Below are 25891 nucleotides of genomic sequence, written 5' to 3' on the forward strand. Positions count from 1 at the left end.
ATGTCGCGCCTGAACCACACCCTGCGCCTGGGCCTGAAAGAGCTGACCAGCCTGCGCCATGACAGCGTGCTGCTGTTGTTCCTGCTGTATGCCTTCAGCGTGGCCATCTACATGCCCGCAGCCGGCTCGGTGATCGGCGTGCACAACGCCAGCGTCGCGGTGGTGGACGAAGACCACAGCCTGCTGTCGCGCAAGCTCGGCGAAGCCCTGCAACCACCCGAATTCCAGCCCGCCGTGCCGCTGGCCCCGGGGCGCCTGGACCAGGCCATGGACAGCGGCCAGTACACCTTCGTGATCAACGTGCCGGTGAATTTCCAGAGCGACCTGCTGGCCGGGCGCTCGCCGGAACTGCAGATCAATGTCGACGCCACGGCCATGAGCCAGGCGTTCATGGGGGCCGGCTATATCGGCCGTATCTTCGAACGCGAGTTGCTCGACTACAGCCAGCGCAACAACACGCAGAGCCCGGTGCTAATCAACGCCAAGGCCCTGTTCAACCCCAACCTGGAGGGTGGCTGGTTCCTGGCGGTGATCCAGATCGTCAACAACATCACCATCCTGGCGATCATCCTCACCGGCACCGCGTTGCTGCGCGAGCGCGAGCACGGCACCCTCGACCACCTGCTGGTGCTGCCGCTGACCGCGCTGGAAATCATGTTGGCGAAAATCGCCAGCAACGCGCTGGTGGTGGTGATCTGCACCTGGATTTCGCTGGTGGTGGTGGTCAAGGGCGCGCTTGGCGTGCCGCTCTCCGGTTCGATGGGCCTGTTCCTGGCCGTGACCGCGCTGTACCTGTTTGCCAGCACCGCACTGGGCATCTTCCTCGCCACCATGGCGCGCTCGACGCCACAATTCGGCCTGCTGGCGATCCCGGTGATCATCCCGATGCTGTTGCTGTCCGGCGGCAGCACACCGCTGGACAGCATGCCGCAGTGGCTGCAGTGGGTGATGCAAGGGTCGCCGTCGACGCACTTTGTCAGCCTTGGCGCCGCAATCCTGTTCCGTGATGCCGGCTGGACGGTGGTGTGGCCGGACATCCTGGCGCTGGCTGTGATCGGGCTGGGGTTCTTCGGCGTGGCGCTGGCGCGGTTTCGCCGAAGCCTGGCGTCTTGATCCGCGCATACCCGGCTCAAAATCTGAAAGATTGCGCGATTCCTGTGGGAGCGGGTTTACCCGCGAACACCGGCGCAGCCGGTGCCATGCACCGCGTTGGATTCTTCGCGGCTAAAGCCGCTCCCACAGGGATCGCGCCACAGTGCGGATTGCGCTGTTCCTGAGAGAGCCGGCTTGCCGGTCACTGCACGATCAGGTTGTTGAACAGCAGGTCTTCGACGATCGGTTTGCCCTCTTCGGCTTCCATCACCTGCTGCACCTGTTTCAGCGCTTCCTGGCGAAGGTGCTCCTTGGCTTCGACGTTGCTCATGCTGTCCACCGACTGTTGGGTGAACAGCGCCACCAGCTGGTTGCGGATCAGCGGCTCGTGGTGCTTCACCGCCTTGGCAGCTTCGTCGCCGGTCACGCGCAGGGCCACGTCGGCTTTGTACACGCGCAGCCGCGGGCTGCCGTCGAGGGCGTAGTTGCCGACAAAGGGCGGGCTCAGGCTGATGTAGGCGACTTTCGGCGCCCCTTCCTTGGCTTCCTCGGCCATGGCCGCAGCCGGCAGCAGCAGCGCCAGCACCATCAAGATCCACGCTTTCACGAATTTGCTCCTCAATACAGTTGGCGCCAGCTTACCCAGCATGCCGCTCAAACCCAAGCCTGGGCTTGTGCAGCCACTTATGCCTGCACATCAGGGCGCCCCATGCTCGTTGACCGGGCAGGCGGCCCTCCTACACTTATCGGCCACGACCCGCAAAGGAATAGCCCCGATGAAAGCTGTGTTGTGCAAAACCCTGGGCCCGGCGCGCGACCTGGTGCTGGAAGAGGTGGCCAGCCCGGTGCCGAAGAAAAACGAGATCCTGCTGGATGTGCAGGCCGCCGGGGTCAACTTCCCCGACACCCTGATCATCGAAGGCAAGTACCAGTTCCAGCCACCGTTGCCGTTCTCCCCCGGCGGCGAGGCAGCGGGCGTGGTGGCCGCCGTCGGGGAAAAGGCCGGCGCATTCAAGGCCGGCGACCGGGTCATGGCGCTGACCGGCTGGGGTGCATTCGCCGAGCAGGTGGCGGTGCCGTTCTACAATGTGCTGCCGATCCCGCCGAGCATGGACTTCACCACCGCAGCGGCATTCGGCATGACCTACGGCACCTCCATGCACGCCCTGCGCCAGCGCGGCCAGCTGCAGGCGGGCGAGACCCTGCTGGTGCTGGGCGCATCCGGCGGGGTCGGCCTGGCAGCGGTGGAGATCGGCAAGGCCATGGGCGCGCGGGTGATCGCGGCCGCCAGCAGTGCGGAAAAACTGGACGTGGCCAAGGCAGCCGGCGCGGATGAACTGATCGACTACAGCCAGGCCAGCCTGCGTGACGAGATCAAGCGCCTGACCGGCGGCCAGGGCGTGGACGTGATCTACGACCCGGTGGGTGGCGAGTTGTTCGAGCAGGCAGTGCGCGGGCTGGCCTGGAATGGCCGGTTGCTGGTGGTGGGTTTTGCCAGCGGGACCATCCCGCAGCTGGCGGCCAACCTGGTGCTCCTCAAGGGCGCGGCGGTGCTCGGGGTGTTCTGGGGGGCGTTTGCCCAGCGTCAGCCGGAGGACAATGCGGCCAACTTCCGGCAGCTGTTTGCATGGCATGCCGAAGGCAAGTTGAAGCCGCTGGTGTCGCAGACTTATCCACTGGCAGAGGCAGGGGCTGCCATTGAAAAGTTGGGGCAGCGTCAGGCTGTGGGTAAGTTGGTGGTGCTGGCCAGGTAAGGATTGAGAAATCTGTTGCCTGTCAGGGCCCTATCGCCGGCAAGCCAGCTCCCACAGGATCTCCACAGTTTCCAAGGCCAGTGGAGTACCTGTGGGAGCCGGCTTGCCGGCGATAGGGCCCTGACAGACTGATCAAACTTCGCGCAGGTTATAGCAGCGCCTGAACCGCGCCTCCAGGTTGCGATCGGGCATCTGGTGGCTGCGCAGGGCATTCAAGGTCTGTTCGACATAATCACGCGTGGTGCCATAGCGCCCCTTGGCACTGGCCAGGATCTGGCTGAGCAGGGTGTCCGGCAGGTTCCCGGCATAGCACGGCAGATGCCGCTCCAGCACGAAGCCCAGGGCCTGCACCTTGCTGCCATCACCCAACCGGCAACTGAGCCAGTGCGGCCGATACGCCGGGTACGGCATCTCGCGCTGCCACAGGGCCATCAGCGACTCGTCCAGGCTGCTTTCATCCAGCCGGTAGGCAAAACCACTGCAGGAGCCACCACGGTCCAGGCCGAACACCAGCCCGGGGGTTTCCGGGGTGCCGCGGTGTTCGTGCGACCACAGGTACAAACCACGGTGGTAACCATGTACCCGCGCGCGTTGGCGTTCCACCGAGTTGCACTCCGGTCGCCAGATCAACGAACCATAAGCGAACAGCCACACAGGCCCACCCTGATGGCGAGACATGGTTGTCTTCATGGAATTGAACAACTGTTCGCGAGTATGTTGCTGACCGAAGTCGAGTGTCGGTGGATATGAAACTTCCCAGGACATACTTTCAAGTGCCGACATAAGCTGCCGCCATTATCCCTGTGAACTACGGATGTAGCGAGATTCGATTACGATGCGCCCCCAGCCTCTGTACCAAGGGCGCTTGCAGTAACCATAGGACAGAAATGCAGGAATACTCAAGCCCTTGCGCCAGAGTTTCATCCGCGCTCCCGACGACTGGAAAGTACTTTTTCGGCAACTGTGAAAGTTATTAGCCAAGGCGGTAACAATTACCGCCTTATACCCATACTTTCAAACTTCGGTTATTAGCCGCGTGGTGCGTAGGCAAACACATCGGCGCGCATGCGGTGCGCATCCATGCCGGCTTCGACCAGGGCGTCGAGAGTGGCATAGATCATGTTCGGCGAGCCGCTGGCATATACATGCACGCTGTTGAGGTCGGTGATGTCCTCGCAGACCGCCTCATGTAGCATGCCGCAACGGCCTTCCCAACCGCACAGGTCGCTGACCACCTGATGCAGGAACAGGTTGGGCAGGCGCTGCCATTCGTCCCAGTGCTCGATCTGGTAGAAGTCCTCGGGCCGGCGCACGCCCCAGTACAGGTGCACCGGGTGCTTGAAACCCTGAGCCCGGCAATGCTCGACCAGGCTGTGCATCTGGCCCATGCCGGTGCCAGCAGCGATCAGCACCAGCGGCCCGTCGGGCAACTCGGCCAGGTGGGTGTCGCCGAACGGCATTTCGATGCGCGCCAGGCCGTCGCGCTTGAGCTGCTCGATAAGTTGCACCGCACTGGGCTCGCGCGCCAGCACATGCAGCTCCAGCTCGCGCCCGGCATGGGGTGCGGAAGCCAGCGAAAACGCCGCCTGCTTGCCGCCTTCGCGCTCGATCATCAGGTACTGCCCCGCGTGGTAGCGCGGCGGCCTGCCAGCCGGCGCGCGCAATCGCACGCGCCAGACGTCGCCACCGACCTCGACGCACTCACTGACACTGCACGCCAGTTTGCGCACCGGCAACTCGCCCAGGGCGAGCACACCATCCCAGAGCAACACGCAGTCCTCCAGCGGTTCGGCAATGCAGGTGAACAGCTCGCCATGGTCGCGGACTTCACCGTCCTGGCGTACCCTGCCTTCGACCAACAACGCGGCGCAGACATGGCAATTGCCATTGCGGCAGCTGTTCGGGCAGTCATAGCCCAGCCGCCGCGCTCCATCCAGGATCCGTTCCCCGGGTTCGAGCGCCAGCACCGCCCCGGACGGCTGCAACGTTACCTGCATCAATCTATTCCCAACTGATCCCACAGCTCATCGATACGGCGGGTGACGGCTTCGTCCTTGACGATGACCCGTCCCCATTCGCGTGTAGTCTCGCCCGGCCACTTGTGCGTGGCGTCCAGGCCCATCTTCGACCCCAATCCGGATACCGGCGACGCGAAGTCCAGGTAGTCGATCGGGGTGTTGTCGATCATCACCGTATCACGCTTGGGGTCCATGCGTGTGGTGATGGCCCAGATCACATCGTTCCAGTCACGGGCATTGATATCGTCATCGGTGACAATAACGAACTTGGTGTACATGAACTGTCGCAGGAACGACCACACACCCAGCATCACGCGCTTGGCGTGGCCCGGGTACTGCTTCTTCATGGTCACCACCGCCATGCGGTACGAGCAGCCTTCCGGCGGCAGGTAGAAATCGACGATTTCCGGGAACTGCTTCTGCAGGATCGGCACGAACACTTCGTTCAGCGCCACGCCGAGGATCGCCGGCTCATCTGGCGGGCGGCCGGTGTAGGTGCTGTGGTAGATCGGTTTCTGCCGGTGGGTGATGCGCTCGACGGTGAACACCGGGAAGCTGTCCACTTCGTTGTAGTAGCCGGTGTGGTCGCCGTACGGGCCTTCCGGGGCCATTTCGCCCGGGTGGATCACACCTTCCAGGATGATTTCGGCGGTGGCCGGTACCTGCAGGTTGCTACCCCGGCACTTGACCAGTTCGGTGCGGTTGCCGCGCAGCAGGCCGGCGAAGGCGTACTCGGAGAGGGTGTCCGGCACCGGGGTCACGGCGCCGAGGATGGTGGCCGGATCAGCGCCCAGGGCCACGGCGACCGGGAACGGCTGGCCAGGGTTCTTCTCGCACCATTCGCGATAGTCCAGGGCCCCGCCACGGTGGCTGAGCCAGCGCATGATGACCTTGTTGCGGCCGATCACCTGCTGGCGGTAGATGCCCAGGTTCTGGCGGTCCTTGTTCGGGCCGCGGGTGACGGTGAGGCCCCAGGTGATCAGCGGCGCCACGTCGCCCGGCCAGCAGTGCTGGATCGGCAGAGCGCCGAGGTCGACATCGTCCCCCTCGACCACCACTTCCTGACACACCGCGTCCTTGACCACTTTCGGCGCCATCGACACGACTTTCTTGAAGATCGGCAACTTGGACCAGGCATCCTTCAGGCCCTTCGGCGGCTCAGGCTCCTTGAGGAAGGCCAGCAGCTTGCCGATTTCCCGCAGTTCATCGACCGACTCGGCGCCCATGCCCATGGCCACGCGCTCCGGGGTGCCGAACAGGTTGCCCAGCACCGGGATGTCGAAGCCGGTGGGCCTTTCGAACAGCAATGCAGGGCCCTTGGCACGCAGGGTGCGGTCGCAGACCTCGGTCATTTCCAGGACGGGGGAGATCGGAACCTGGATGCGCTTGAGCTCGCCGCGCTGTTCCAGGCCACGGATGAAGTCGCGCAAGTCGCGATACTGCATGCAGGAGCCTCGTGTTGGCCGTATCGGTCGGGGGTGCAGAGTGTAGCGCCGTTCGGGCTTTGTTTGGGGGCAAAAATGCATTGGGGCCGCTTCGCGCCCCTTCGCGGGCACGCCCGCTCCCACAAGGATCACACTGAACCTGTGGGAGCGGGCGTGCCCGCGAAGGGCCGCAAAGCGGCCCCAATTACTGCCTGGCCTGAAACGCTTACTTGCGCTTCATCGACAGGAAGAACTCGTCGTTGGTCTTGGTCTGCTTGAGCTTGTCGACCAGGAACTCGATGGCGGCGATTTCGTCCATCGGGTGCAGCAGCTTGCGCAGGATCCACATGCGCTGCAGTTCGTCGTCGGCGGTCAGCAGCTCTTCGCGGCGGGTACCGGAACGGTTGATGTTGATGGCCGGGAACACGCGCTTCTCGGCGATGCGGCGGTCCAGCGGCAGCTCCATGTTGCCGGTGCCCTTGAACTCTTCGTAGATCACTTCGTCCATCTTCGAGCCGGTTTCGACCAGCGCGGTAGCGATGATGGTCAGCGAACCGCCTTCCTCGATGTTACGCGCGGCACCGAAGAAGCGCTTCGGCTTCTCCAGGGCGTGGGCGTCGACACCACCGGTCAATACCTTGCCGGAGCTCGGGATCACGGTGTTGTAGGCACGCGCCAGACGGGTGATGGAGTCCAGCAGGATGACCACATCCTTCTTGTGCTCGACCAGGCGTTTGGCCTTCTCGATCACCATTTCGGCAACCTGCACGTGGCGGGTTGGCGGCTCGTCGAAGGTGGAAGCAACCACTTCGCCGCGCACGGTGCGCTGCATTTCGGTCACTTCTTCCGGGCGCTCGTCGATCAGCAGAACGATCAGGTGGCACTCGGGGTTGTTGCGGGTGATGTTGGCCGCGATATTCTGCAACATGATCGTCTTGCCCGCTTTCGGCGGAGCAACGATCAGGCCACGCTGGCCTTTGCCGATCGGGGCGCACAGGTCAATGACGCGGCCGGTCAGGTCTTCGGTGGAGCCGTTACCGGCTTCCATCTTCAGGCGCTTGTTCGGGAACAGCGGCGTCAGGTTTTCGAACAGGATCTTGTTCTTCGCGTTTTCCGGGCGGTCGAAGTTGATGGTGTCGACCTTCAGCAGGGCGAAGTAACGCTCCCCTTCCTTCGGCGGGCGGATCTTGCCGACGATGGTGTCACCGGTACGCAGGTTGAAGCGACGGATCTGGCTGGGCGAGACGTAGATATCGTCAGGGCCGGCCAGGTAGGACGCATCAGCCGAACGCAGGAAACCGAAACCATCCTGGAGAATCTCCAGCACGCCGTCACCCGAGATCTCTTCGCCGCTTTTCGCGTGCTTCTTCAGCAGGGCGAAAATCACGTCCTGTTTGCGCGAACGGGCCATGTTTTCGATGCCCATCTGTTCGGCCATTTCCAAAAGATCGGTAATCGGCTTTTGCTTGAGTTCAGTCAGGTTCATAAGGGGAGTGACGTAATCATGTAAGAAGGGAGAATTAAGCTTCTGGCTTAATGAGGCCGCGCCGCTAGATGGCGACAGGATCGCGTACTGATTCGAATTAGGGATGCTTCGGCGACGGCGTGTAGAGGGCACTGGAGAAGCAGTGCGAGGCCGAATGTAACACTTGCTTTTTTCGACGTCTAGTGGTTTTGACCGGGTAAATCGTGCCATGTGGGAGCGGGTTTACCCGCGAAGGCGGCAGCGGGTTCGGCATCGAGTTCGCGGGTAAACCCGCTCCCACAGGCCCTTCGGGCAAAGAAAAGCCCCGCATCTGCGGGGCTTTTTCATATTACAGGTGGGCGTCGAGGAACGCGGCCAGCTGCGATTTGGACAGGGCGCCGACCTTGGTGGCTTCGACGTTGCCGTTCTTGAACAGCATCAGCGTCGGGATACCACGCACGCCGTGCTTGGCCGGGGTTTCCTGGTTCTCGTCGATGTTCAGCTTGGCGACGGTCAGTTTGCCGTTGTAGGTAGCGGCGATGTCGTCCAGTACTGGAGCGATCATCTTGCATGGACCGCACCATTCAGCCCAGTAGTCGACCAATACCGCGCCTTCGGCCTTCAGGACATCGGCTTCGAAGGAGGCGTCGGTGACATGTTTGATCAGATCGCTGCTCATGGATATCTCCAGGGTCGTAAGCAAAAAAACGTGGCCCATGATAGCCGCACCCACGCCCGACAGGAAGCCACGGACGATTGAGTGTAACTATAGTTGTGCAAGACGCCACGAATCGAAACTGTCATACAAACGTCATAGCATCGAATGGCACATTGCCTTGCATCAAGGCCAGCTCAACGGCTATGTACCACGCGTTGGCGACAGCCTGCTATCGTGGCACGATTGCCGGGTTAACGACCGAGAACAACCAGATCATGCCGCAAACCATCGCGAAGAACCTGTCCCTGATCGCCGCCATCGACCTTGGCTCCAACAGCTTTCACATGGTCGTGGCCAAGGCCCACCATACCGAAATCCGCATTCTCGAGCGGCTCGGCGAGAAGGTTCAGCTGGCCGCTGGCATCGACGAAGAACGCAAGCTCAGTGAAGAGGCAATGGAACGAGGCCTGGATTGCCTCAAGCGCTTTTCCCAACTGATCAACGGCATGCCGGCAGGCTCGGTGCGCATCGTCGGTACCAACGCCTTGCGCGAAGCGCGCAACCGCAACGAATTCATCCAGCGCGCCGAAGCCATCCTTGGCCACCCGGTCGAGGTGATATCCGGCCGTGAAGAAGCGCGCCTGATCTACCTGGGCGTGTCGCATACCCTGGCCGATACCCCCGGCAAGCGCCTGGTGGCCGATATCGGCGGCGGCAGTACCGAGTTCATCATCGGCCAGCGCTTCGAGCCGCTGCTGCGCGAAAGCCTGCAGATGGGCTGCGTCAGCTTCACCCAGCGCTACTTCCGCGACGGCAAGATCACCCCGGCCCGCTACGCGCAGGCCTACACCGCCGCGCGCCTCGAGCTGATGAGCATCGAGAATGCCCTGCACCGCCTGACCTGGGACGAGGCCATCGGCTCGTCCGGTACCATTCGAGCCATCGGCGCCGCCATCAAGGCAGGCGGCCTGGGCAATGGCGAGGTCAACGCCGAGGGGCTGGCCTGGGTCAAGCGCAAGCTGTTCAAGCTTGGCGAGGTCGACAAGATCGACTTCGAAGGCGTCAAGCCGGACCGCCGCACCATCTTCCCGGCGGGCCTGGCGATTCTCGAAGCGATCTTCGATGCCCTGGAACTGCAGCGCATGGACCACTGCGACGGCGCCCTGCGCGAAGGCGTGCTGTTCGACCTGCTGGGCCGCCACCACCACGAAGACGTGCGCGAACGCACCCTGAACTCGCTGATGGAGCGCTACCACGTGGACCAGGGCCAGGCTGCGCGCGTCGAGCGCAAGGCATTGCACGCCTTCGACCAGGTGGCTGACGCGTGGGACCTCAAAGACGGGAATTGGCGCGATCTGCTGGGCTGGGCGGCGAAAGTGCACGAAATCGGCCTGGATATCGCCCACTACCACTACCACAAGCACGGCGCCTACCTGATCGAACACTCCGACCTGTCGGGCTTCTCCCGCGAGGACCAGCAGATGATGGCCTTGCTGGTGCGCGGCCACCGCCGCAACATCCCCAAGGACAAGATCGCCGAGCTGGGTGAGGAAGGGGTCAAGCTTCTGCGCCTGTGCGTGCTGCTGCGCTTCGCCATCCTGTTCCACCACATCCGTGGCAACCAGCAGATGCCGAAGGTCGAGCTCAAGGCTGCCGACAGCAGCCTCGATGTGGCCTTCCCCGAGGGCTGGCTGGAACAGAACCAGCTGACCCAGGCCGACTTCGCCAACGAGGCGGAGTGGCTGGCCCGGGTCGGCTTCGTCCTCAGCGTACGTTGAGGACCGGGTTGCTCAGGCGCTCCAGCAGGGTCGCCTGGGCACTGCGCGGGTTCTGGTTGCCGGTCGGCGTGCTGCGCACGTAGCGCCCGTCCGGCTGCAGGGTCCAGGCGTGGGTGTTGTCGGTCAGGTAGCCTTCCAGCTCCTTCTTCACCCGCAGCAACAGCTTCTTGCCTTCCACCGGGAAGCAGGTCTCGACACGCTTGTCGAGGTTGCGCTCCATCCAGTCGGCACTGGACAGGTAGATCTGCTCTTCGCCGCCATTGAGGAAGTAGAACACCCGCGTGTGCTCGAGGAAGCGGCCGATGATCGAGCGCACCTGAATGTTGTGCGAAACCCCCGGAATGCCTGGGCGCAGGCAGCACATGCCACGCACCACCAGGTCGATCTTCACGCCCGACTGGCTGGCCTTGTACAGCGCCTTGATGACCTTGGCGTCGGTCAGCGAGTTGAACTTGGCGATGATATGCGCCGGCTTGCCTTCGAGGGCGAACTGGGTTTCCCGCGCGATCATGTCGAGCATGCCCTTCTTCAGGGTGAACGGCGCGTGCAGCAGTTTCTTCATGCGCAGGGTCTTGCCCATGCCGATCAGCTGGCTGAACAGCTTGCCGACGTCCTCGGTGAGGGCGTCGTCGGAGGTCAGCAGGCTGTAGTCGGTGTACAGGCGGGCGTTGCCGGCGTGGTAGTTACCAGTGCCCAGGTGCGCATAACGCACGATCTCGCCCTGCTCGCGGCGCAGGATCAGCATCATCTTGGCGTGGGTCTTGAAGCCGACCACGCCGTAGATCACCACCGCACCGGCCGCTTGCAGGCGGCTGGCCATCTGCAGGTTGGACTCTTCGTCGAAGCGCGCCCGCAACTCGATCACCGCAGTGACCTCCTTGCCGTTACGCGCCGCGTCCACCAGCGCGTCGACGATTTCCGAGTTGGCCCCGGAACGGTACAAGGTCTGGCGCACGGCAAGCACGTGCGGGTCCTTGGCGGCCTGGCGCAGCAGGTCGATCACCGGGGTAAAGGACTCGAACGGGTGCATCAGCAGGATGTCCTGCTTGCCGATCACGCTGAAGATGTTGTCGGCGTTCTGCAGCAGCTTGGGGATCGCCGGGGTGAACGGCGTGTACTGCAGCTCTGGGTGGCTGTCCAGGCCGGTGATGCTGAACAGACGGGTAAGGTTGACCGGGCCGTTGACCTGGTAAAGCTCGCTTTCGCTGAGGCTGAACTGCTTGAGCAGGTAGTCCGACAGGTGTTTCGGGCAGGTGTCGGCCACCTCCAGGCGCACGGCGTCACCGTAGCGGCGCGAGAACAGCTCGCCGCGCAGGGCGCGGGCCAGGTCGTCGACCTCTTCGGAGTCCAGCGCCAGGTCGGCGTTACGGGTCAGGCGGAACTGGTAGCAGCCCTTCACCTTCATGCCCTGGAACAGGTCGTCGGCGTGCGCATGGATCATCGACGACAGGAACACATAGTTGGCGCCCGGGCCACCCACCTCTTCCGGCACCCGGATGACCCGCGGCAGCAGGCGCGGGGCCGGGATGATCGCCAGGCCCGAATCGCGGCCGAAGGCGTCGACACCCTCGAGCTCGACGATGAAGTTGAGGCTCTTGTTCACCAGCAGCGGGAACGGGTGGGTCGGGTCGAGGCCGATCGGGGTGATGATCGGGGCGATTTCGTCGCGGAAGTAGCGGCGCACCCAGGTCTTGAGCTTGGGTGTCCAGTAACGCCGGCGGATGAAGCGGATATGGTGCTTTTCCAGCTCTGGCAGCAGCACATCGTTGAGGATCGCGTACTGGCGCTCCACTTCGCTGTGCACCAGGTCGCTGATGCGTGCCAGCGCCTGGTGCGGCTGCAGGCCGTCGGCACCGGCCTGCTCACGGGCGAAGTTGATCTGCTTCTTCAGGCCGGCGACGCGGATCTCGAAGAACTCGTCGAGGTTGCTGGAGAAGATCAACAGGAACTTGAGGCGTTCGAGCAGCGGGTAGCTCTCGTCCAGCGCCTGTTCCAGCACACGGATATTGAACTGCAGCTGCGAGAGTTCGCGATGAATGTACAGGCTGCTGTCGTCCAGGCCTGGGATGATGATTGCCGGGGCCGGCGCGGGGGCCGGAGCCGCAGTTTCTGCCACCGGTTCCGCGGCAGGCAGGGGCGCCGGCGGCAGGTCTGGCGGGGTCTGCACCATCTCTTCGGGGAGCTCCTGGGCATCCTTGATCGCGACAGGGGTTAGCACTTCATTATTCATCTGGCGTTCCTGAGGACGTTAACGCCCTATCATCTATTGAGCGGCAAGATAAGCGCCCATTATGACGCCTGTGTTACATGCCAGGGCAAGCCATGGCGCGTGGCTTCTGGCATTCTCCGAGCAAGAATTGTTCATGTCGAGACACATTTGGACACTTTCACGAACGCGCGCGAAGGGGTAGGCTTCGCGTTCATTTCGCCAGCACCTCAGAAAATGCTTCAACAATTCCTGCAGGATTTCGGCTACTTCGCCCTTTTTCTAGGCACCTTCTTCGAAGGCGAGACCATTCTGGTGCTTGCGGGATTCCTTGCGTTCCGCGGTTACATGGACATCAACCTGGTGTGCCTGGTGGCGTTTTTCGGCAGCTATGCCGGCGACCAGCTGTGGTACTTCATGGGCCGTCGCCACGGGCGCAGGATCCTGGCACGCAAACCGCGCTGGCAGGCGATGGGTGACCGGGCGCTGGACCACATCCGTCGCCATCCCGACATCTGGGTGCTGAGTTTCCGCTTCGTCTATGGCCTGCGCACGGTCATGCCGGTGGCCATTGGCCTGTCCGGCTACCCGCCACGCCGCTATCTGCTGCTGAATGGTCTTGGCGCGGCCATCTGGGCAGTGGCCCTGGGCGCGGCCGCGTATCACTTCGGCGCCATCCTCGAAGGCCTGCTGGGCAACGTGAAGCGCTACGAGCTATGGGTGCTCGGTGGCCTGTTGGCGCTGGGCGGCCTGCTGTGGCTGCGCCGGCGCTTCCGCACGTTGCGCGCGGAGCGCAAGGCGGCGGGCAAGGCCCAGGCCCCAGAGGCTGAGCAGGCTGTAAGCCACGAGCAGCAACCAGGCCAGCGGCACGACCACCGCTAGGCCCAGTGCGCCGGCCAGGTACAGCGCCGGCGCATTCGCCAGCAACCGTACCAGCTCCAGGCGCACGGCCCATGGCCGGTTCTCCAGCAGCGCGCCAAGCACGAACAACCCAAACGCCATCAGCGCCCAGCCGAGTACCAGGGCGGCGGTTGGCACGCGTTCGGCCACCTCCATCAGATAGCTGCCCAGCGCCACGTAACCCACGAATTGCGCCGCCACATAGGCCTGCTGCGCACGGCCCAGGGCAACCTCGAACTTGCGAAACAACGCCAGGTCCTGCTTGGCCTGCGGATAGCGTGCGGCCACATCGGCCGGGCGCCAGCCGGTGGGCATGAACCAGATGCGCAGTTTGTCCCACAGGCTGCCGGCGCGACGGGCGTCGTGCCAGAGCTGGGCATAGAACTGCAGATTGGCCCACAGCGGGTTCCAGCTGGCCAGCGGCGTGGTCACCCCGAACACCACCGGCTCGGCCGGGTCTTCCTCTTTGAAGGTGCCGAACAGACGATCCCAGAGAATGAACACGCCGCCGTAATTGCGATCCAAGTAAGCAGGATTTTGCGCATGGTGGACGCGATGGTTGGATGGCGTGATCAACACCCACTCAAGCCAGCCCAGCTTGGGAATGTGCCGGGTATGCACCCAGAACTGGTACAGCAGGTTGAGCGACGCCACCGTGATGAACACCAGCGGCGGCACACCGAGCAACGCCAGCGGCAGGTAGAACAGCCACGAGAAGATGAACCCGCTGCTGGTCTGGCGCAGCGCCGTGGTGAGGTTGTATTCCTCGCTCTGGTGATGCACCGAGTGCGCAGCCCACAGCACGTTGCGCTCGTGGCCAAGACGATGCAGCCAGTAGTAGCAGAAGTCGTACAGGACAAAGGCCAGCAGCCACACCCACCAGGCCTGCGGCGGCAGGCGCAGCAACGCCATGTGCTCGAACGCCAGGGCATAGGTCACCAGCCCCACCCCTTTGGTCAGCAACCCGGTACTGGTCGACAGCGCACCGGTGCTGAGGCTGTTGATCGAGTCGGCCAGGGTGAAGTTGCGCTGGCCGCGCACACGGTCGGCCAGCAGTTCCACGGCGATCAGCACGAAGAAGAACGGCACGGCCAGCAGGATCAGGTCCATGGGTACGACCTCAGGTGTTATCCGCCAAGATTAGGCCGCGCTTGCAGGAATCCCTATGGCTACATCTGCCAAACTAGAGGACATTTAGCGCCTCGACACTGGAGTAAAAAGCATGACAAAAAAAGTAGCGGTGATTCTTTCCGGCTGTGGCGTTTATGACGGCGCCGAAATCCACGAAAGCGTGATCACCCTGCTGCGCCTCGACCAGCGTGGTGCGCAGGTGCAGTGCTTCGCGCCGAACATTGCGCAGATGCATGTGATCAACCACCTGACCGGCGAGGAAATGCCCGAATCGCGCAATGTGCTGGTGGAGTCGGCGCGCATTGCCCGCGGCGAGGTCAAGGACATCCGCGAGGCCAAGGCCGAAGACTTCGATGCGCTGATCGTGCCGGGCGGTTTCGGGGCGGCGAAGAACCTGTCCAACTTTGCCGTGGAAGGCGCCAACTGCAGCGTCCACCCGGATGTGCTGGCCCTGGCCGAAGCCTTTGCCGATGCCTGCAAGCCGGTTGGACTGATCTGCATCTCACCGGCGCTGGCGGCGAAGATCTACGGGCCAGGCGTGGTCTGCACCATCGGTACCGACGCCGGCACTGCGGCGGCCGTGACGAAGATGGGCGGCACCCATGAAGAGTGCGATGTGCACGATATTGTCGAGGACACCCAGCGCAAGCTGGTGACCACCCCGGCGTACATGGAGGCCAAGTCGATCAGTGAAGCGGCTGGCGGGATCTACAAGCTGGTGGACCGGGTGCTGGAGCTGACGCACGAGTAACGGGTGCAAGATTCAGAATCTGACGCGGTCCCCGTGGGAGCGGCCTTGTGTCGCGAAAGGGCCGCAGCGCGGCCCCGGCAATTTATGCGGCGAAGCTGAAATCCTGGGGCCGCTTCGCGGCCCTTTCGCGACACAAGGCCGCTCCCACACGTCGTGTCCATACCGCCAGCCGGGTCGCTTCAGGGTTTGGACAACCGGGCAATGATCCGGTCCAGCGCATTGGCAAACGCCTGCTTCTCGCGCTCGCCATAAGGCGCCTGCCCTCCCCCCACCTGGCCCTGCTCGCGCAGCTCGGTGAACAGGTTGCGCGCCGCCAGCCGATCACCCATGTTGCGCTCGTCGAACTCGCGCCCGCGCGGGTCCAGTGCCGCCACGCCCTTTTTCACCAGGCGGTCGGCCAACGGCACGTCACTGCAGATCACCAGCTCGCCAGGCACGGCGTGCTCCACCAGGTAATCATCGGCCGCGTCCATGCCACTGGGTACCACGATCAGGCGCACGATCGCGAACGCCGGCTTGGCCACAGCCTGGCCCGCCACCATCACTACCTCGAACTTGCGCTTGAGGGCGAACTTGACGATCAGATCCTTGGCCGCCTTGGGGCAGGCGTCGGCATCGATCCACACACGCATCGGAAAACCTCGCAATCAGCTTGAGGCCCCCATCATGCCTCAAGCGCAATGAAAGCTGCAGCCCGCCGCCCACGCGCGCTGGGAAAATGGCGCCAATATTTCAATTGCCGCTTATCCGACCCCGCCACTCAGGCTACACTCGCCACAGCTCCGCTGGCCTGCCCGAGTGCGCAATGAACCACCCCCACGAAATCCGCCCCGACCTGGACGAAGGCATCGACCGCAAAGTCCTGGCGACATTGCGTGCGCGCTTCCTGCGGCTCAACCAGGGCCGGCTGCAGCGGGCCCTGGAGGGCCTGTCGACGCGCCAGCAACAGGTGCTGACGCTGCTGCCGCTGCTGTTTCATGTGAACCACCCGTTGCTGCCGGGCTATGTCTCCGGTAGCACCCCCGCCGGCGTATCGGGCTACGAGCCAAGCGCCGACCTGGTAGTCGAGGCCCAGCGCCTGGCCCGCTCGTTCACCTACAAGGCCCGCCATGGCAACCCGCCGCGGCCGATCCACGGCCTGTTCCTGATGGGCAGCCTGGGCTCGCTGGCCCAGGCCGAGCACAGCGACATGGACCTGTGGGTGTGCCATGCACCCGGTCTGGCCGACGAGCTGCTGGGCGAGTTGCGCCGCAAATGCCAACTGCTGGAGGCATGGGCGGAAAGCCTGGGTGCCGAGGCACACTTCTTCCTGATCGACACGCAAGGTTTCGCCCAGGGCCAACGCGAGGGCCAGCTCGGTTCCGACGATTGCGGCACCACCCAGCACTACCTGCTGCTGGACGAGTTCTACCGCACCACTATCTGGCTGGCCGGGCGCACGCCACTGTGGTGGCTGGTGCCGGTCTACCAGGAACACGATTACCACACCTATACCCAGACCCTGCTGTCCAAGCGTTTCATCCGCAGCCAGGACGCCCTCGACCTCGGCAACCTGGCGCACATTCCGCCCGGCGAGTTCGTCGGCGCCGGCTTGTGGCAACTGTTCAAAGGCATCGACTCGCCCTACAAGTCGCTGCTCAAGCTGCTGCTGACCGAGGCCTATGCCAGCGAACACCCCGCCGTACGCTGCCTGAGCCTGGACTACAAGCAGGCGGTGTTCGCCAACCAGCTCGACCTCGACGAGCTGGACCCCTACGTGATGGTGTACCGGCGCATCGAGCGCTACCTGCTGCAGCGTGGCGAACATGCGCGCCTGGAGTTGGTGCGGCGCAGCCTGTACCTGAAGGTGAACAAGAAGCTCAGTGACCCGGCCCGGGCCAATGGCTGGCAACGTCGGCTGTTGCAGCGCCTGGCCGACGAGTGGGGCTGGGACGAGCGCCAGTTGGCCCTGCTGGACAGTCGCAACCAATGGAAAGTGCAGCAGGTTGCCGTCGAGCGCCGCGAGCTGGTGGCCGAACTGAACCACAGCTACCGCTTTCTCAGCCAGTTCGCCCGCACTCAGAACGCCAGCAGCCGCGCCGACCAGCGCGATCTCAATGTGCTGGGCCGGCGCCTTTACGCGGCCTTCGAGCGCCGCGCCGGCAAGGTCGAAGTGATCAACCCCGGTATCGCCCCGGACCTGGCCGAAGGCACCCTGACACTGGTCCAGGCGCCTAACCGCAAAGAGCCCGGCAGCCACCACTGGGAGCTGTATACCGGCAACCTGAGCCCCCATGAGGTGGACCACTTCAGCCCGCTCAAGCGTTGCCGCGAACTGCTCGAGCTTCTGACCTGGGCCCATCGCAACGGGGTGATCGACAGCAGCACGCGCCTGGCGCTGCACCCAGGTGTCAGCGACCTCAGCGAATTCGAGCTGTTCAACCTGGTCGGCTGCCTGCAGCAGAGCATCCCCCTGCCCTTGCCGACCGTCAGCGAAGTGCGCCTGCTGCAACCCAGCGTTGCCGACGAGGTGCTGCTGCTGGTCAACGTCGCCATCGACCCGCTGCGCCACCACCGCGACCTGAACATCCTGATGACTACCGAGCGTACCGACTCGTTGAGCTATGCAGGCGTGCGCGAAAACCTCGTCCTGACCCTGGACCAGGTCACCCTCAACAGCTGGAACGAGGTACTGGTCCAGCGCTATGACGGCGAGCACGCGCTGGTGCGCTGCCTGCGCGACTTCCTCAACAGCCCCGTGCTGCGCGGCCACCGGCCGAGGGTGCGGGTGCGCTGCTTCTGCCACAGCCGCGCCCAAGCCATCGGCCAACGCGTGGAGGAAATCTTCGACACCGTGCAGCTGCTGCTGGACCAGGGCCTGAACCACCGCTACCTGCTGCAGGTGGCCCAGCACACCCATGTGCTGGAGCTGCTGGCCGGGCACGTCGGCCTCACCACCCTGGCCGAGCACGAGGCACTGCTGGACCACCTGGGCGAAGAGCGTAGCGCCTACAGCCCGCTGTACCTGGATGCCAACGCCCTGCAGGACCACGACCTGCACCTGGTGCTGGAGCAGGGCCGGCCGGCCTGCATCCAGGTGTTCTACCGCCTGCAGGGTGGCTGGGCCGAGCTGTACGTGCTGGATGAATACAATGCCCTGTGGCAGCAACGCCTGCCTCTGCACGACGAAGCCCACTTGCTGTTGCCGCTGCAGCGCTTTCTGCGTTCGGTGGTGATGCGCCGTGATGCCCGGCTGCCGCTGGACACACAGCGCGCGGCCTCACTGGACATCCACTACGCGCAACTGTTGCCTTCCGGGCCAGGCAAGGCGCGCAGCGTCGAGCCGCGCCAGGCCCCGCTCGAGGGTAGCGACCAGCCTTACTATGAGGTGCAGGCGATCATCCAGGCCGGGGTGGCGGGTGCGGCGCACGTGACGCTGTATTGCGACCAGCAGGAGTTTTCCGAACTGGAGCATGGTGAACAGCTGTATGCGGTAGCGGCCCGGCAAATCCTCGGGCAGCGACATGGTGCAGGACAGTACCGCTGCTACATCACTGACCTGGATTTGTCCGAGTTGCTGGATGACCAGCTGGGGTCGACGCAGCTGTACCTGCGCTACAAGCGGGAGCTGGAGCAGGCTTTGAACGAGGGGTTGGAGCAGGTTTTGGCAGAAGGATCCTGAGTTGCCGGGGGACACATGTGGGAGCGGGTTCACCCGCGAACACCGGCGAAGCCGGTGCCATACACCGCGTCGCCTTCTTCGCGGGTAAACCCGCTCCCACAGCGGCCCCCTGGCCCTTACAGGTCGAAATCGCCCGCCGCTTCCGGCTGGTATTCCACTTCCAGCAGCTTCAGCTTGAGGGTCTTGCCCCCCGGGGCCGGCCAGTCGATCTGCGCGCCCACCGACAACCCCAGCAAGGCGCAACCGATCGGCGCCAGGATCGAGACCTTGCCTTCCGGCCCGGCATCCTTCGGGTACACCAGGGTCAGGTGGTAGTCCTTGCCGCTGGCTTCCTCACGGCAGTGCACGCGCGAGTTCATGGTCACCACTCCAGCCGGGACTTCCTCGTGACCGACCACCTGCTCGGCGCGGTCCAGCTCGTCCTGCAGGGCGAGCACACCCGGCGTACTCTCGTCGAGGCTGTCGATCAGACGCTCCAGACGTTGTACGTCCAATCGGGTGAGGATGAGGGAAGGCTTGGTGCTCATGATCCAGTCAGACTCCTTTGAACAGGCGGTTTTCATCGTGCAGATAAAGCAAAACCCCGCCCAAGGGCGGGGTTTGTGAAGGCTTTGGCGTCACCGACGCAGAACCCGACGTTACCACAGCCGGGTAAATACTCAAGCCCCTGCGATCAGTGTGCCTTAGCCTGGTCGCGCAGGGCCTGGGCCTCGCGGCAGATCTGCCGGCGCCGTTCGTCATCGGCCGAACGCCATTCGCGGATGTGCTCGACATGCCGGTGGCAACCCGTGCAGACCCGCTGTTCGTCCAGCCGGCAAACGCTGATGCAGGGCGACGGTACTGCGGGGCTGACGTTGCTGTAGAGCGGCTTGGGCGGCCGGGCCTGGGTGCTGCTCATGTCAGATCTCGTCGAAGTCCAGCTTCTCGCCGGCCCGCTCCCAGACGATGCGCTCGAGCATTTCGCCCAGCAGCTCCTCGCTCTTCTCGCACACCCACTTGCCGCTGTCTTCGTCGTAGTCGAAGTGGAAACCGCCGGAACGGTCGGCCAGCCACAGCTGGCGCAGCGGCTCCTGGCGGCTGAAGATCAGCTGGGCGCCGCCTTCGAACTTGACGGTGAGGACGCCAGCGGAGTTCTCCATGTCCAGGTCCAGGCCGCTCTCGTCGAACAGGTCTTCCAGGGCCTGTTGGGTCGCGTCGACCAGATCATGGAAACGCGCTTCACTCAAACTCATTGCAGGAACCTCGAAATTGGCTGCGTTACAGGCAAGCCCGGCAAGATACGGGCGCTTGCCGCCGAATGCAAAGGTTTAGCCGCTACCTTCACTTGCCCCTTCGCGGCTAAAGCCGCTCCTACAGGTACTGCACATGGCGTGAGGCCGATGCGGTCGAGGTGGGAGCGGCTTCAGCCGCGAAAGGGCCCTTGCAGGCGGTAAGAATAGCCCGCCCGGCGGGCCGGCCCTTGCATAGGCAAGCCGTCGGTCGCTCGGTATACTCGGGCGCAATACTGCATATTTCTAAGGATTTCACCCATGAAGCGCCTGATTTCCTCCCTCGCGGCGCTGGTCGCTGTTGCCTGCCTCGTTTCGGCCTGCGGCCAGAAAGGCCCGCTGTATCTGCCAGAAGACGGCGATAACGGCAAAGCGCACAAGTCGCACCAGCACCAGCCAAAAGCCAAGCCGGCCCCGGTACAAGAGCAGCAGCCGGAGCTCGAGCCCGAGCAGTCGCCAGCGCAGTAAGGAAACCAGATGAACGCTTTCAACTACCGCGACGGCGAGCTGTTCGCGGAAGGCGTGGGCCTGTCGGCCATCGCCGAACGCTACGGCACCCCGACCTACGTGTACTCGCGCGCCCACATCGAGGCCCAGTACCGTAGCTACGCCGACGCCCTGCAAGGCACCGAGCACCTGGTGTGTTTCGCGGTCAAGGCCAACTCCAACCTCGGCGTACTGAACGTGCTGGCGCGCCTGGGCGCAGGCTTCGACATCGTCTCCGGCGGTGAGCTGGAGCGCGTGCTGGCCGCTGGCGGCCGTGCCGACCGCGTGGTGTTCTCCGGCGTCGGCAAGACCCGCGACGACATGCGCCGTGCCCTGGAAGTCGGCGTGCACTGCTTCAACGTCGAATCCACCGACGAACTGGAGCGCCTGCAAGTGGTGGCCGCCGAGATGGGCAAGGTTGCCCCGGTCTCACTGCGGGTCAACCCGGACGTCGACGCCGGCACCCACCCGTACATCTCCACCGGCCTGAAAGAGAACAAGTTCGGCATCGCCATCGCCGACGCCGAGGCCATCTACGTGCGTGCCGCGCAGCTGCCGAACCTGGAAGTGGTCGGTGTCGACTGCCACATCGGTTCGCAACTGACCACCGTCGAGCCTTTCCTCGATGCCCTCGACCGCCTGCTGGTGCTGGTCGACCGCCTGGCCGAGTGCGGCATCCACCTGCGCCACCTGGACCTGGGTGGCGGTGTCGGCGTGCGTTACCGCGATGAGGAGCCGCCGCTGGTGGCCGACTACATCAAGGCGATCCGCGAGCGCGTCGGCGACCGCGACCTGGCCCTGGTGTTCGAGCCGGGCCGCTACATCGTGGCCAACGCTGGCGTCCTGCTGACTCGCGTGGAATACCTCAAGCACACCGAGCACAAGGACTTCGCCATCATCGATGCGGCGATGAACGACCTGATCCGCCCGGCCCTGTACCAGGCCTGGATGGGTGTCAGCGCGGTCAAGCCACGCGCAGGCGAAGGCCGTGCCTACGACCTGGTCGGCCCGATCTGCGAGACTGGCGACTTCCTCGGCAAGGACCGCGTGTTGAACCTGGCCGAAGGTGACCTGCTGGCCGTACAGTCCGCGGGCGCCTATGGTTTTGTCATGAGCTCCAACTACAACACCCGTGGCCGTTGCGCTGAAATCCTGGTCGACGGCGACCAGGCCTTCGAAGTACGCCGCCGCGAGACCATCGCCGAATTGTACGCTGGCGAAAGCCTGCTGCCGGAGTAAGCCCATGCTGCTGCGTTTTACCAAGATGCATGGGCTGGGCAACGACTTCATGGTCCTCGACCTGGTCAGCCAGCACGCGCACATCCAGCCCAAGCACGCCAAGCAATGGGGTGACCGCCACACCGGCATCGGCTTCGACCAGTTGCTGATCGTCGAGGCGCCGAGCAACCCGGAAGTGGACTTCCGCTACCGCATCTTCAATGCCGACGGCTCCGAGGTCGAGCAGTGCGGCAACGGTGCGCGCTGCTTCGCCCGCTTCGTGCTGGACAAGCGCCTGACCGCGAAAAAGCGCATCCGCGTGGAAACCAAGAGCGGCATCATAGAGCTGGACGTGCAGAACGACGGCCAGATCAGTGTCGACATGGGCCCACCGCGCTTCATCCCTGCCGAAATCCCCTTCGTCGCCGACGAGCAGGCGCTGAACTACCCACTGGAAGTCGACGGCCAGGTGCATTCGATTGCCGCCGTGTCCATGGGTAACCCGCATGCCGTGCTGCGTGTCGACGATGTGCGTACCGCCCCTGTGCACCAGCTGGGCCCGAAGATCGAAAACCACCCACGCTTCCCGCAGCGGGTGAATGCCGGCTTCCTCCAGGTCATCGACCGCCACCGCGCCAACCTGCGTGTGTGGGAACGTGGTGCGGGCGAAACCCAGGCCTGCGGCACCGGCGCCTGCGCCGCCGCCGTGGCGGCGATCAGCCAGGGCTGGATGGACTCCCCGGTGTCCCTCGACCTGCCCGGTGGCCGCCTGCACATTGAATGGGCCGGCCCCGGCAAGCCCGTACTGATGACCGGCCCGGCCGTACGCGTCTACGAAGGACAGGTTCGTCTCTAAGCGAGTAACCGCCATGACCGATCAGCCCCAGGTTGTACCCCAGCAGTCCGCCGAGCTCGATGCCGAAGCGGTGGTCGCCTACCTGCGCGCCCACCCCACCTTCTTCGCCGAGCACGACGAGCTGCTGATCGAACAGCGCATCCCGCACCAGCGTGGCGACAGCGTGTCGCTGGTGGAGCGCCAGCTCAAGCTGCTGCGCGACCGCAACATCGAGATGCGCCACCGCCTGTCACAACTGATGGACGTGGCCCGCGACAACGATCGGCTGTTCGACAAGACCCGCCGGCTGATCCTCGACCTGCTCGACGCCGGCAGCCTGGAAGAAGTGGTGATGGCGGTCGAAGACAGCCTGCGCCAGGAGTTCCAGGTGCCCTTCGTCAGCCTGATCCTGTTCGGCGAAAACGTCGCGCCGGTCGGGCGCTGGGTCAGCAACGCCGAAGCGCAGCAGGCCATCGGTGCCCTGCTAGGCGGCGGCAAGACGGTCAGCGGCAACCTGCGCGAGCACGAGCTGGCCTTCCTGTTCGGTGAAGAACAGCGCCGGGAAGTGGGCTCCAGCGCCGTGGCTGCCCTGGAATACCAGGGCCTGCACGGGGTGCTGGCGATCGGCAGCCGCGACCCGCAACATTACAAGAGCAGCGTCGGCACCTTGTTCCTTGGCTACATTGCCGAGGTGCTTGGCCGCGTTGTGCCACGCGTTACCCAGACCCTGCGCCCGGTACGCTGATGGAACGCCAGCTGGAGGCTTATTGCGCACACCTGCGCAACGAGCGCCAGGTGTCCGAGCACACCCTGCTGGGCTACCGTCGCGACCTGGACAAGGTGGTCGCCTACTGCAAGGAGCACGGCATTGCCGGTTGGCAGACGCTGCAGATCCAGCAGCTGCGCCAGCTGATCGCCCGCCAGCACCACCACGGCCAGTCCTCGCGCAGCCTGGCCCGGCTGCTGTCGGCGGTGCGTGGCCTGTACCGCTATCTAAACCGCGAAGGCCTGTGCCAGCACGACCCGGCCAGCGGCCTGAGCGCGCCCAAGGGCGAACGCCGGCTGCCCAAGGTGCTGGACACCGACCGCGCCCTGCAACTGCTTGATGGCGGCGTCGACGATGACTTCATCGCCCGTCGCGACCAGGCCATCCTCGAACTGTTCTATTCGTCGGGCCTGCGCCTGTCCGAGCTGACCAACCTCGACCTCGATCACCTCGACCTCGCAGCCGGCCTGGTGCAGGTACTGGGCAAGGGCGGCAAGGCCCGCGTGCTGCCGGTCGGCCGCAAGGCCCGCGAAGCGTTGCAGGCCTGGTACCGCCTTCGCGGCATCGGCAACCCACGCGACCGCGCGGTGTTCATCACCCGCCAGGGCAACCGCATCAGCCCACGGGCCGTTCAGCAACGCGTTAAGGCGGCCGGTGAGCGCGAGCTGGGCCAGCACCTGCACCCACACATGCTTCGCCATTCCTTCGCCAGCCACGTGCTGGAATCGTCCCAGGACCTGCGCGCAGTGCAAGAGATGCTCGGCCATGCCGACATCGGCACCACGCAGATCTATACCCACCTGGACTTCCAGCACCTGGCCGCGGTGTACGACAGCGCCCACCCTCGGGCCAAACGCAGCAAAGGCACAGACTCATGAGCATCAAGCTGATCACCTTCGACCTCGACGACACCCTGTGGGATACCGCGCCGGTGATTGCCAGCGCGGAAGTCGTGCTGCGCGACTGGCTCGAAGCCAACGCCCCAATCCTTGGCGGCGTGCCGGTGGAGCACCTGTTCGCCATTCGCGAGCGCCTGGTGCAAGCTGAACCCGGTCTGAAGCACCGCATCAGCGCCCTGCGCCGACGGGTGCTGTTCCATGCCCTGGAAGAAGTCGGCTACAGCGAAAAGCATGCGCAGGAGCTGGCCAACGAAGGTTTCGAAGTATTCCTGCATGCCCGCCACCAGGTTGAGATTTTCCCGGAGGTGCAGCCGGTGCTGGAGATCCTGCGCCATCACTACACCTTGGGCGTGGTCACCAACGGCAATGCCGACGTGAGCCGGCTGGGGCTGGCGGACTATTTCCGCTTTGCCCTGTGTGCCGAGGACCTCGGCATCGGCAAGCCGGACCCGGCGCCGTTCCTCGAAGCCCTGCGCCGCGGCGACGTGGAGGCCAGCGCGGCGGTGCACATCGGTGACCACCCGGGCGATGACATCGCCGGTGCCCAGCGTGCCGGGCTGCGCGCGGTGTGGTTCAACCCGCAGGGCAAGGCGTGGGTAGGCGAACAGGCGCCGGATGCCGAGATCCAGCGCCTGTCGCAGTTACCCGACATCCTCGCGCGCTGGCGCTGACAGGGGCCGCTTCGCGGCCCATTCGCGGGCACGCCCGCTCCCACAGGTTCACCACCGCCCTCAGGTCCCTGTGGGAGCGGGCGTGCCCGCGAAGAGGCCGGCACAGGCAATCCATAACCAACAGGCACAAAAAAGCCCGCAGCGACGGCGGGCTTTTTTCGATCAGCCACTCAGATAGGGCGGCTGCCGTACTTGTTGTCCGGCTTCTTGGGCGGGTCGGCGACCACGTTGGCCTCGACTTCCTGAACCTTGCCGCCACGAGCGAGGAACTCTTCCATGGCCTTGGCCAGGGCGTCACGCTCCTTCTGCTTGGCTTCCATGCTCGGCATCTCGTCTACCGAGACCGCGGCCTTGGATTTGCCCTTGGCAGCGGGTGCCGGGCTGCTGTCGTCATCGCCAGCGTCTTCGGCGCCGTCATCAGCTGCCGCTTCGAGGCCTTCATCGCCCTCGTCTTCGTCGCCTACTTCGAGGTCATCATTTTCCAGATCGTCGTCGCTCATGTTCTACCTCATGACTTGCGAAAAGCAGGTTAGTTATAGACCAGTGCAGCCGTAGACCGGCAGCCACCAGTGAAAATTCAACTGGCCGTGGGTTAGGCCACTGCCCTAGGGTCGGCGCTCCTGATGGGAGGCGGCACCCAGCAGGCCCTGCTCCTGGCAGGACCTGACAAATCCTTTAGCCCCTGCTGGCCACACGCTATTGGCAAGCCTAGCAAAGGCTGGCGAAGCGTGTGGACTACTCGTCAAACACCCTTCGGCGCGCATTCTAGCGCGCCAGCAGAAAAAGCAAAGCACCATGAATGCTCTGCGTTTTGTAAGATTTCCGCCTACGTCGCGAACGTGTCGGATAAACCGTTTGCCGTGCGGGAAATGCTAAAAATCTGGCAAAAAAATGCCCGGCAAGCCGGGCA

General features: G+C 64.1%; 24 protein-coding genes and 1 pseudogene. 12 read left to right on the forward strand and 13 right to left on the reverse strand.

All coding sequences use genetic code 11. The annotated features are described in order from the left end of the window. Positions 1 to 1113 carry an ABC transporter permease gene (locus tag RYH74_RS01640; RefSeq protein WP_317408869.1) on the forward strand — a complete coding sequence of 371 codons (1113 nt, stop codon included), beginning with the start codon at positions 1 to 3 and terminating at the stop codon, positions 1111 to 1113. 181 nt (positions 1114 to 1294) lie between these two features. Here RYH74_RS01640 and RYH74_RS01645 read toward each other — a convergent pair whose 3' ends face one another. Beyond that, positions 1295 to 1699 (reverse strand): flagellar basal body-associated protein FliL, encoded by a 405-nt coding sequence (locus RYH74_RS01645; protein WP_025341058.1) that lies wholly within the window; start codon positions 1697 to 1699, stop codon positions 1295 to 1297. Between the two features lie 169 nt (positions 1700 to 1868). Here RYH74_RS01645 and RYH74_RS01650 point away from each other — a divergent pair, with 169 nt between their 5' ends. After that, a complete protein-coding gene (locus tag RYH74_RS01650; protein ID WP_317408870.1) occupies positions 1869 to 2846 on the forward strand; it encodes an NADPH:quinone oxidoreductase family protein in 978 nt (325 codons plus the stop codon). 132 nt (positions 2847 to 2978) lie between these two features. On the opposite strand, the gene RYH74_RS01655 is transcribed toward RYH74_RS01650, so the two are convergent. From RYH74_RS01655 to trxA, 5 genes are all read right to left on the reverse strand, one after another. Beyond that, positions 2979 to 3629, reverse strand: coding sequence for a gamma-glutamylcyclotransferase (locus RYH74_RS01655; protein WP_317408871.1), 651 nt, complete (start codon positions 3627 to 3629; stop codon positions 2979 to 2981). A 245-nt stretch (positions 3630 to 3874) separates the two neighbouring features. Continuing rightward, entirely contained in the window at positions 3875 to 4843 is a 969-nt protein-coding gene (locus RYH74_RS01660; protein ID WP_317408872.1) for a CDP-6-deoxy-delta-3,4-glucoseen reductase, read from the reverse strand. After that, positions 4843 to 6309 (reverse strand): 4-hydroxy-3-polyprenylbenzoate decarboxylase, encoded by a 1467-nt coding sequence (gene ubiD / locus RYH74_RS01665; protein WP_075046719.1) that lies wholly within the window; start codon positions 6307 to 6309, stop codon positions 4843 to 4845. The genes RYH74_RS01660 and ubiD overlap by 1 nt, the downstream gene beginning before the upstream one ends. Before the next feature lie 205 nt (positions 6310 to 6514). Further along, a complete protein-coding gene (gene rho, locus RYH74_RS01670) occupies positions 6515 to 7774 on the reverse strand; it encodes a transcription termination factor Rho (protein ID WP_003253661.1) in 1260 nt (419 codons plus the stop codon). 328 nt (positions 7775 to 8102) lie between these two features. Beyond that, positions 8103 to 8432 (reverse strand): thioredoxin TrxA, encoded by a 330-nt coding sequence (gene trxA / locus RYH74_RS01675; protein ID WP_075046720.1) that lies wholly within the window; start codon positions 8430 to 8432, stop codon positions 8103 to 8105. A 254-nt stretch (positions 8433 to 8686) separates the two neighbouring features. On the opposite strand from trxA, the gene ppx reads away from it, so the two are divergent. Then, on the forward strand, positions 8687 to 10189 hold the full coding sequence (gene ppx / locus RYH74_RS01680; RefSeq protein WP_025341063.1) for an exopolyphosphatase: 1503 nt from the start codon (positions 8687 to 8689) through the stop codon (positions 10187 to 10189). On the opposite strand, the gene ppk1 is transcribed toward ppx, so the two are convergent. Continuing rightward, entirely contained in the window at positions 10176 to 12419 is a 2244-nt protein-coding gene (gene ppk1 / locus RYH74_RS01685) for a polyphosphate kinase 1 (protein WP_084785300.1), read from the reverse strand. The two genes, ppx and ppk1, sit on opposite strands and share 14 nt — an antisense overlap. A gap of 213 nt (positions 12420 to 12632) precedes the next feature. On the opposite strand from ppk1, the gene RYH74_RS01690 reads away from it, so the two are divergent. Further along, positions 12633 to 13277, forward strand: a complete 645-nt coding sequence (locus RYH74_RS01690; protein ID WP_085704029.1) for a DedA family protein — start codon at positions 12633 to 12635, stop codon at positions 13275 to 13277. Between the two features lie 501 nt (positions 13278 to 13778). Here RYH74_RS01690 and RYH74_RS01695 read toward each other — a convergent pair. Then, a pseudogene (locus RYH74_RS01695) lies at positions 13779 to 14405 on the reverse strand (sterol desaturase family protein); the annotation flags it as partial. Positions 14406 to 14517: 112 nt separating this feature from the next. Here RYH74_RS01695 and elbB point away from each other — a divergent pair. Next, the gene (gene elbB / locus RYH74_RS01700; protein WP_025341066.1) at positions 14518 to 15177 is read left to right on the forward strand and encodes an isoprenoid biosynthesis glyoxalase ElbB; all 660 of its coding nucleotides are present in this window, start codon (positions 14518 to 14520) and stop codon (positions 15175 to 15177) included. 179 nt (positions 15178 to 15356) lie between these two features. Here elbB and RYH74_RS01705 read toward each other — a convergent pair whose 3' ends face one another. Next, a complete protein-coding gene (locus RYH74_RS01705; RefSeq protein WP_013974739.1) occupies positions 15357 to 15809 on the reverse strand; it encodes a YaiI/YqxD family protein in 453 nt (150 codons plus the stop codon). 173 nt (positions 15810 to 15982) lie between these two features. Between RYH74_RS01705 and RYH74_RS01710 the strand changes: the two genes are divergently transcribed. Further along, positions 15983 to 18838, forward strand: a complete 2856-nt coding sequence (locus RYH74_RS01710) for a class I adenylate cyclase (RefSeq protein ID WP_317408873.1) — start codon at positions 15983 to 15985, stop codon at positions 18836 to 18838. Between the two features lie 116 nt (positions 18839 to 18954). Here RYH74_RS01710 and rnk read toward each other — a convergent pair whose 3' ends face one another. The 3 genes from rnk to cyaY all read right to left on the reverse strand — a co-directional run bounded on the left by rnk (position 18955) and on the right by cyaY (position 20070). Beyond that, entirely contained in the window at positions 18955 to 19365 is a 411-nt protein-coding gene (gene rnk / locus RYH74_RS01715; RefSeq protein WP_025341069.1) for a nucleoside diphosphate kinase regulator, read from the reverse strand. A 146-nt stretch (positions 19366 to 19511) separates the two neighbouring features. Continuing rightward, complete coding sequence (locus tag RYH74_RS01720) at positions 19512 to 19736, reverse strand: DUF1289 domain-containing protein (protein ID WP_013974742.1); 225 nt, start codon at positions 19734 to 19736, stop codon at positions 19512 to 19514. A gap of 1 nt (position 19737) precedes the next feature. After that, the gene (gene cyaY / locus RYH74_RS01725; RefSeq protein ID WP_004575827.1) at positions 19738 to 20070 is read right to left on the reverse strand and encodes an iron donor protein CyaY; all 333 of its coding nucleotides are present in this window, start codon (positions 20068 to 20070) and stop codon (positions 19738 to 19740) included. A 297-nt stretch (positions 20071 to 20367) separates the two neighbouring features. On the opposite strand from cyaY, the gene lptM reads away from it, so the two are divergent. Genes lptM through RYH74_RS01755 form a run of 6 tightly spaced genes read left to right on the forward strand, consistent with a single transcriptional unit; the run spans position 20368 to position 24981 of the window. Next, positions 20368 to 20574 (forward strand): LPS translocon maturation chaperone LptM, encoded by a 207-nt coding sequence (gene lptM / locus RYH74_RS01730; RefSeq protein ID WP_075046725.1) that lies wholly within the window; start codon positions 20368 to 20370, stop codon positions 20572 to 20574. Positions 20575 to 20583: 9 nt separating this feature from the next. Further along, entirely contained in the window at positions 20584 to 21831 is a 1248-nt protein-coding gene (gene lysA / locus RYH74_RS01735; RefSeq protein ID WP_013974743.1) for a diaminopimelate decarboxylase, read from the forward strand. Positions 21832 to 21835: 4 nt separating this feature from the next. Further along, positions 21836 to 22666, forward strand: coding sequence for a diaminopimelate epimerase (gene dapF / locus RYH74_RS01740; protein WP_317408874.1), 831 nt, complete (start codon positions 21836 to 21838; stop codon positions 22664 to 22666). Positions 22667 to 22679: 13 nt separating this feature from the next. Continuing rightward, positions 22680 to 23390 (forward strand): DUF484 family protein, encoded by a 711-nt coding sequence (locus RYH74_RS01745; protein WP_015272252.1) that lies wholly within the window; start codon positions 22680 to 22682, stop codon positions 23388 to 23390. Then, the gene (gene xerC / locus RYH74_RS01750) at positions 23390 to 24289 is read left to right on the forward strand and encodes a tyrosine recombinase XerC (RefSeq protein ID WP_317408875.1); all 900 of its coding nucleotides are present in this window, start codon (positions 23390 to 23392) and stop codon (positions 24287 to 24289) included. The genes RYH74_RS01745 and xerC overlap by 1 nt, the downstream gene beginning before the upstream one ends. Then, positions 24286 to 24981 (forward strand): HAD family hydrolase, encoded by a 696-nt coding sequence (locus RYH74_RS01755; RefSeq protein ID WP_013974747.1) that lies wholly within the window; start codon positions 24286 to 24288, stop codon positions 24979 to 24981. The genes xerC and RYH74_RS01755 overlap by 4 nt, the downstream gene beginning before the upstream one ends. 170 nt (positions 24982 to 25151) lie before the next feature. Here RYH74_RS01755 and sutA read toward each other — a convergent pair whose 3' ends face one another. After that, a complete protein-coding gene (gene sutA, locus RYH74_RS01760) occupies positions 25152 to 25481 on the reverse strand; it encodes a transcriptional regulator SutA (RefSeq protein ID WP_013974748.1) in 330 nt (109 codons plus the stop codon). Between the last annotated feature and the right edge of the window lie 410 nt (positions 25482 to 25891).

It is taken from the genome of Pseudomonas sp. LSJ-87 (assembly GCF_032971465.1).
GTDB lineage: Bacteria > Pseudomonadota > Gammaproteobacteria > Pseudomonadales > Pseudomonadaceae > Aquipseudomonas > Aquipseudomonas putida_Z.